7 protein-coding genes are annotated in these 6896 nt (G+C 68.8%); 1 reads left to right on the top strand and 6 read right to left on the bottom strand.

Features of this window, described 5'->3' with window-relative positions; genetic code table 11:
• Nucleotides 1-361, top strand: a 361-nt coding sequence (locus tag ITJ67_RS19815; RefSeq protein WP_228503131.1) for a hypothetical protein, incomplete at its 5' end; no start/stop codon positions are given.
• Here the strand turns inward: ITJ67_RS19815 and nagB are convergent.
• The 6 genes from nagB to ITJ67_RS16275 all read right to left on the bottom strand — a co-directional run bounded on the left by nagB (nucleotide 313) and on the right by ITJ67_RS16275 (nucleotide 6875).
• Nucleotides 313-1095, bottom strand: a complete 783-nt coding sequence (nagB, locus tag ITJ67_RS16300) for a glucosamine-6-phosphate deaminase (RefSeq protein WP_194678335.1) — start codon at nucleotides 1093-1095, stop codon at nucleotides 313-315. The two genes, ITJ67_RS19815 and nagB, sit on opposite strands and share 49 nt — an antisense overlap.
• A 182-nt stretch (nucleotides 1096-1277) precedes the next feature.
• Nucleotides 1278-3197, bottom strand: a complete 1920-nt coding sequence (nagE, locus tag ITJ67_RS16295) for an N-acetylglucosamine-specific PTS transporter subunit IIBC (protein WP_194678334.1) — start codon at nucleotides 3195-3197, stop codon at nucleotides 1278-1280.
• A 94-nt stretch (nucleotides 3198-3291) separates the two neighbouring features.
• Nucleotides 3292-4008, bottom strand: a complete 717-nt coding sequence (locus ITJ67_RS16290) for a GntR family transcriptional regulator (protein ID WP_104299998.1) — start codon at nucleotides 4006-4008, stop codon at nucleotides 3292-3294.
• Nucleotides 4009-4300: 292 nt separating this feature from the next.
• Nucleotides 4301-4963 (bottom strand): response regulator, encoded by a 663-nt coding sequence (locus tag ITJ67_RS16285; RefSeq protein ID WP_194678333.1) that lies wholly within the window; start codon nucleotides 4961-4963, stop codon nucleotides 4301-4303.
• Nucleotides 4960-6189, bottom strand: a complete 1230-nt coding sequence (locus ITJ67_RS20325; RefSeq protein WP_160075395.1) for a sensor histidine kinase — start codon at nucleotides 6187-6189, stop codon at nucleotides 4960-4962. Before ITJ67_RS20325 ends, ITJ67_RS16285 begins: the two co-directional genes overlap by 4 nt.
• Nucleotides 6186-6875, bottom strand: coding sequence for a DUF998 domain-containing protein (locus ITJ67_RS16275; protein WP_194678332.1), 690 nt, complete (start codon nucleotides 6873-6875; stop codon nucleotides 6186-6188). The genes ITJ67_RS20325 and ITJ67_RS16275 overlap by 4 nt, the downstream gene beginning before the upstream one ends.
• Between the last annotated feature and the right edge of the window lie 21 nt (nucleotides 6876-6896).

The following is a 6896-nucleotide window of genomic DNA, read 5'->3' as shown; positions in this document are numbered from 1 at the left end:
CGTGATGGGTTTTGGTGACCGTGATGGGTTTTTACCCATCACCGGTCGGCAAAACCCATCACGCGCATCCGAGAAACCCATCAGCGTCGCGAAAACCCATCAGCATCACTCGACCACGCGCGACCCGCCGCGTCAGAGCAGGCAGCGGATGCGCCCCGGCCACTTCCCCACCGAGGAAGCCGTGGGGCCGCAGCCGCTCCAGACGGTCACCCGGTCGCAGCAGTCGTCGGGGCGAGCCCCCTGCCACGTTCGCGACGCCGACGGCGAGCCGCGCCGCAGCGATCACGAGGTCGAGGCGGCTGGCGTCGAGGGCTACGCCTCGGGCTGGACGCCGGCTCGGTGCTCGACCGTGTACCGGTAGTAGTCGGCCATGGTGAGCTCCGCGGCCGCGGCCTCGTCGATGACGATCGTCGCCCGGCGGTGCAGCTGCAGCACGGAGCCCGGCCACATCGAGGAGACGGGGCCCTCGACCATCGCAGCGACCGCGCGCGCCTTCGACGCACCCTGCGCGACGAGCACGACGCTACGCGCGTCGAGAATGGTGCCGAGCCCCTGCGTGAGGCAGTGGACCGGCACGTCCTCCGGCTTGTCGAAGAAGCGTGCGTTGTCGGTGCGCGTCTTGGGAGCGAGCGTCTTCACGCGCGTGCGGGAGGAGAGCGAGGACGTGGGCTCGTTGAATCCGATGTGCCCGTTCGCCCCGATGCCGAGGAACTGCACATCGACGCCTCCAGCGGCGGCAATCTTGGCCTCGTAGTCCTCGCAGGCGGCGTCGAGGTCGGCCGCGAGGCCATCCGGAACGTGCACCCGCGCGGGGTCGAGGCCGAGCGGCTCGACCACCTCACGGCCGACCACGGCGTGGTACGACTCGGCGTGCGACCTGGCGATGCCGACGTACTCGTCGAGGGCGAAGGCGCTCACTCGACTGAAGTCGAGGCCTTCAGCGCGTCGGGCGGCGAGCGAGCGGTAGGTCTCCAGGGGGCTTGAACCGGTGGCGACACCGAGCACCGCTTCCGGATTACCCGCGACGACGTCCGCGATGCGTCCAGCTGCAAAGGCGCCGACCTCTGCCGGCCCGGCCATGATGACAACTTCCATGCGCTGCTCCTAGAGATCGAAGGCGATCGGGGCGCCTCATTCCAGTCTCCTGGACGTGCGGCCGGATCGGCGAGGCGTGTTGCGGATCACATTACCGGGAAACTGATGTGTGGTCTAGTCCACCGAAGGTAGCGGGGTGAGCTGCCGATCCGGCAGCCCACCCCGCTGATCAGAGCGAGAGCTCAGTCCTGGCGCAGCCTCAGCTCGACGTCGCCACCCCCGAGCACGATGACCGGAGTCACGGCAGGATGCCCAGCCGCGCGGATCGCGTCGAGATCGAACCGCAGGAGCGGGGTACCCTCCACGACCTCATCGCCGACAGCGACAAGGGTCTCGAATCCCTCACCCTTCATCTCAACGGTGTCCACACCGACGTGGACCAGGAGCTCGGTGCCATCACTGAGCTTCAACGCGACCGCGTGACTCGTCGGGAAGATGTGCGCGACGGTGCCGTCTGCCGGCGCCCGCACGGTGTCTCCCGTGGGCTCGATCGCGACCCCAGATCCCATGATCCCTTGGGAGAACGTCGCATCCGGAACCTCGGAGAGCGCAACGACGCGACCGGCAACCGGCTGGCGCACGGTGAGCACGGTCTTCGTGGCGACGCCACCCTGTGACGGCGCAGCCACCGCGGCATCCGCCACCGCGACGGGAGCGGAAGGCGCTTCGACTCGGCCCGCAATGAGGTCCTCCATCGCGTCCTTCACGAACTGCACCTCGAGGCCGTAGATGACCTGCACCGATTTTCCGCCCGGCTTCATGATGCCGGCGGCACCAGCACGACGGATGGCCGCATCATCGACCTTCGACACGTCGGCGATCTCCATGCGCAACCGCGTCGCGCAGTTGTCGAGCTCGAGCACGTTGTCCTTGCCACCGAGACCCTTGAGGATCGCGGATGCCTGGTTGAGGAACTTCGACGACCCTGTCGATGTCTCATCCACTTCGACCTCCTCGTCTTCGCGACCCGGCGTCTTCAGATCGAAGCGCTTGATGATGAAGTAGAACGAGACGAAGTAGATGACGAACCAGATGGCGCCGGCCAGGAAGATGGCCCACGGATTCTGCGCCAGCGGGTTGACCCAGCCGAGCATGAGGTCGATGAACCCGCCGGAGAACCCGAAGCCCATGCGCACCGGCAGCAGCGCCATGATGAACATCGAGATGCCGGTGAAGATCGCGTGGACCACGTACAGCGCGGGTGCGAGGAACATGAACGCGAACTCGAGCGGCTCGGTGACGCCGACGAAGAACGACGCGAAGGCACCGGACAGCAGGATGCCGGCGGTGACCTTGCGGCGATTGGTCTTGGCCGTGAGGTACATGGCGAGCGCCGCACCAGGCAGACCGAACATCATGATCGGGAAGTAGCCGGTCATGTACTGGCCGGTGACGCCTGCCGTGCCCGTGCCGTTCAGGAAGTTGCCGAGGTCGTTGATGCCGGCGACGTCGAACCAGAACACCGCGTTGAGCGCGTGGTGGAGGCCGAGCGGGATGAGCAGGCGGTTGAAGAAGCCGTAGAGGCCGGCGCCGACCGGGCCGAGCCCGACCATCCACTCACCGAAGGAGACGAGGCCGCCGAACAGCACCGGCCACACGAAGTAGAGCACGAGTGCGACGACGAGGGATGCACCGGTCGTGACGATTGCGACGGAGCGCTTGCCGGAGAAGAACGACAGCGCCGCCGGCAGCTGCACGTCCTTGAACTTGTCGTAGCAGTATGCGCCGATGAGGCCGCAGATGATGCCGACGAAGGCGTTCTCGATGCGCCCGAAGCCGATGTTGACATCCTCAACCGGGATGCCCTGCAGGGTCGCGACCGTCTCAGGACTGAGGAGCCGCGTGACGACGAGCCACGATACGAGCCCCGCGAGCGCGGCGGTACCGTCTGGCTTCGATGCCATTCCGATTGCCACGCCGAGCGCGAAGAGCAGGGGCAGATTGTCGAGCAGCGCGCCACCTGCAGCGGTGAAGAAGGCCTGAACGAAGTTCTCGCCTGCCGTGTTGAGGATCCAGTACCCGATACCGGACAGGATCGCCGCTACCGGCAGGACAGCCACCGGCAGCATGAGCGACTTGCCGAGTTTCTGGAGATATTTCATGGCGTGACTCCATGGTCAAAGGAAAAGTTAGGGGGACTCTACTTGGAAAATCCGCCCTGGTATAGACCAGAGTTCGCCGGTGGTTCGGTTTGCGTCAGGAGAAGGGCAGCGTGAGGCGCTCCTGGAGCGGGAACGTGAGCTCGAAACGATCCGCGGGGAACGTCGCACGCGAGTACGACATGGGCAGGCCGCGGGCGATCGCGGCGCGAGTGAGACGCAGGACCGGGTAGCTCGCGGCGATGCCGAGCACCTCGATCTCCTCGGGGCTCGGCAGCGTGGCCGTGACGACCTCGACTCCCTCCGTCGGCAGCAGATCGAGCGTCTCGAGCATCTCGTAGAGACTCCCCTTGGCTGTCTCCTCGTCGAGCTGCGGCACCAGGGCCGCGGGCAGCCACTCGTCCTCGAGCGCGAGCGGACGATCATCGCCGAGGCGCAGCCTGCGCAGGTGGATGGTCTCAGCTTCCGGCGGGAGCTGCAGGTGCTCTTCCACCTCGTCAGGGCGCTCCGTGCTTCGCACGAACGACAGCACCCGCGTCTCCGCGCGCATCCCGTGCTCACGGACCGCACTCGCGAACGACCGCAGCCGAACCTGCAGGGAGACGGGCGGGGCGAGCTTCTCGGTGCCGATGCCGCGCTTCGTGCGGACGAGGCCCTCACGCTCGAGGACATCGATCGCCGCTCGAACGGTCATGCGTGCCACCCCCAGCTGTGCTGAGAGCGTGCGTTCGGACGGCAGCAACTCGCCCGGCGAGAGCGATGCGGCGAGGGCACGAACACCCTCGAGAGCTGTTGAACCACTGACGCGTGCCATCCCGCCAGTATCCCATCGCGTCCGGACCCGGCTGCGACGACCGCCACGGCTCGCCTCGCGGTCTCACCGTCCCGAAGAGGTCGCTTTCGGCCCATCAACAGCCCTCGGAAGGGCGGAAAGTGACCTTTTCGCAAGGCGGGCAGGCGGATGGGCGGCGCGGCGGGCGGCGGGCGGGCCGGATGGGCGGGCCGGCGGACGGGCGGCGCGGCGCGGCGGGCAGGCGGGCGGGCGGCGCGGCGCGGCGGGCGGCGGGCGGGCGGGCGGGCGGGAGCCCACGCCGGATCGCCCGAGCCTAGGCCGCACCGCCGACGAGGCCGGCGCGGTGCGCGAGGATCACGGCCTGGATGCGATCGCGGAGCTCAAGCTTCGCGAGGATGCGTCCGACGTGCGACTTCACGGTCGACTCGCTGAGGAACAGCTCGACCGCGATCTCGGGGTTGCTCAGGCCCTGGCCGATCGCGATGAGCACCTCGAGCTCTCGCGGCAAGAGCACACTCAGCTCGGGTACCCCGCCGGGAGCAGGACTGCGAGCGACGTCGGGGTCTGCGAGCTCCCCGACGTCCCGCGCCAGCGCCGGGGGCAGCACGAAGTCGCCCGCGTGGACGTCGCGGATGGCCTGCATGAGCTCGGCCGGGCGCACATCCTTCAGCAGGAAGGCGCTCGCGCCGGCGTGCAGCGCCTGCGTGACCGAGGAGTCGCTGTCGAACGTGGTCAGGACGATCACGCGGACCGGGCTGTCGCGGACGATCATTCGGGTCGCGGCGATGCCGTCGAGGTCGGGCATCCGCACATCCATCAGCACGACATCCGGCCGCGTTCGGGCGGCGAGCGCCACCCCCGCGCGACCACCGGATGCCTCACCGACGACGGTGAAGTCGCCGTCCGCTTCGAGGACGAGGCGGAAGCCGGTGCGGACCAGGTCCTGGTCATCGACGAGAGCGACGCGGATCTTCACGACGCGAGCCCCTTCTCCGCAGAGGCGGCGACCGACGGGATGACGGCCCGAACGCGCCAGCCGGGATGATGCGCTCGGGGGCCCGCCTCGAGCTTGCCTGCCACGATGTCCAGCCGCTGCCGCATCCCGATGAGGCCGGAGCCCGAGCCGCGGCTCGCTGCACCGAGCGGCGCTCCGCTCGGCGGCCCGTCGTCGACGACCTCGAGACACGAACCGGACGGCGAGTGGGTGAGCGTCACATCGACCCGAGCGTCGCGACCGGCATGGCGCAGCGTGTTCGTGAGCGCTTCCTGCGTGACCCGGTAGGCGACGAGCTGGCGCGTGGCGTCGAGGTCAGGGGTGCCCTCTTCCGTGAACCGCACGTCGAGCCCGGCGTCGCGGGAGCGATCGATGAACTCCGGCAGCGCGTCCAGCGACGGCTGCGGTGCAGGGTCGGCCGGAGTCTCGGCGTCGTTGAGCAGCGAGAACACGGTGCGTGCCTCGCGCATCGAGCGTCGCCCCGTGTCGGAGATGGCGGCGAGCAGCCCTCGAGCCTGGTCAGGGTCGCGGTCCAGGACCGCCGAGGCACCGTCGGCGCTGCTCACGATCACCTGGAGGCCGTGCGAGAAGATGTCGTGCACCTCGCGGGCGATGCGCGCTCGCTCGGCGTGCGTCGCGAGCTGAGCGGAGCGGTCGCGTTCGATCGTGAGCTCCTCGGCGAGCTGGATGAGGGAGGCGATGAACCTGCGGCGCATCCCGACCGCGAGACCGACGAGCAGAGCCGCGACGCCGACGCCGACGATGAGGAGGAGGTCGACCTGCCAGCGTCCGACGAGCGGCGGATCGTCGACGACGAGCCGGAGGGTGGACGCGCTGATCGCGGCGACGAGGCTGAGGCCGACCCACGAGAAGATCCCCACGCGGGGCGTGCCGCCCGCCGCGATCGAGTAGGTCACGACGGCGAGCACGAAGAGGTCGGCGGGGAGCTGCAGCGGCACCGCCAGCGCGAAGGTGGCGGCCGCGGCGGAGATCGCGACGGCGGGCGCGGCGCGGCGCAGGGAGATGGCGATGCACCCGATCGCGAGCATTACGAGCTCGGGGGCAAGATCGCCCACGGGGATGCCCACGTAGAGGGCCTGCCACCCGAGGATCGACCCGTTGAAGAGCACGTACACGGCCAGGAGCGCGGCGTCCCCGAGCGTGAATCGCAACGCCCTGGTCGGCTGCCCCTCGCTGGGCTCGGTCACGAAAGCACGCTCACGGGCAACACAGTAGCGCGGGCTCGTTCGGCGGGAAGGAGAGCCTGTCGCACCATGAGGCCAGCCAGCCAGACCACCCCGACCGTCATGGCGATGAACTCGAGGGTCGCGCCGAGATCCGTCCGGAACCGCAGGAGCGAGAGGGATGCGCCAGCTGCCGCGACGAGGCCGGTCGCGCCGGCAGCTCCCCAGGCGATGAGCCGCGTCGGGCGCGGCAGCGAACTCGTCGCGAGCTGCACCATGACGACGGCAGCCCCGGTGAAGCCCGTCGCGGCGAAGACGATGTGAACGAGATCCTGCAGCGTCGAGCCTGGCGTGAACGGGATGGGGCAGCCGTACGTGCAGGTGATCTGGGATGCCCCTACGAACGCCAGCGCCGTGGCGACGAGGGTGCCGGATGCGCTCCAGCTCAACCAGCGCAGCCCTGATCGGATCCCGGCGAGCGAAGGGGCCCCGAGGAGTGCGCCGACGCCGATCCCGAGGAGAGCGGTGTTGAAGACGTCGGCCGTTGGCATACCCGTGGCACCCAATCCGCTGACGTACACCTGCTCCGTCACCTGCGATCTTGTGAACCAGATCGTCGCAACGCTCACGAGGAGGATCGCGGCCGCCGCCCACATCGCGGTCGGCGTCGTGGGAGGCCGTTCTGATTCGCTGAGTCTGTGCGCAAGCATCCCCTCACGTTAGGAATCCGC

The organism is Pseudoclavibacter sp. VKM Ac-2867 (genome assembly GCF_015351275.1).
Lineage (GTDB): Bacteria > Actinomycetota > Actinomycetes > Actinomycetales > Microbacteriaceae > Pseudoclavibacter.
The sequence above is the reverse complement of the archived record's forward strand: the minus strand, read 5'-3'. Positions and strand labels throughout refer to the sequence as shown.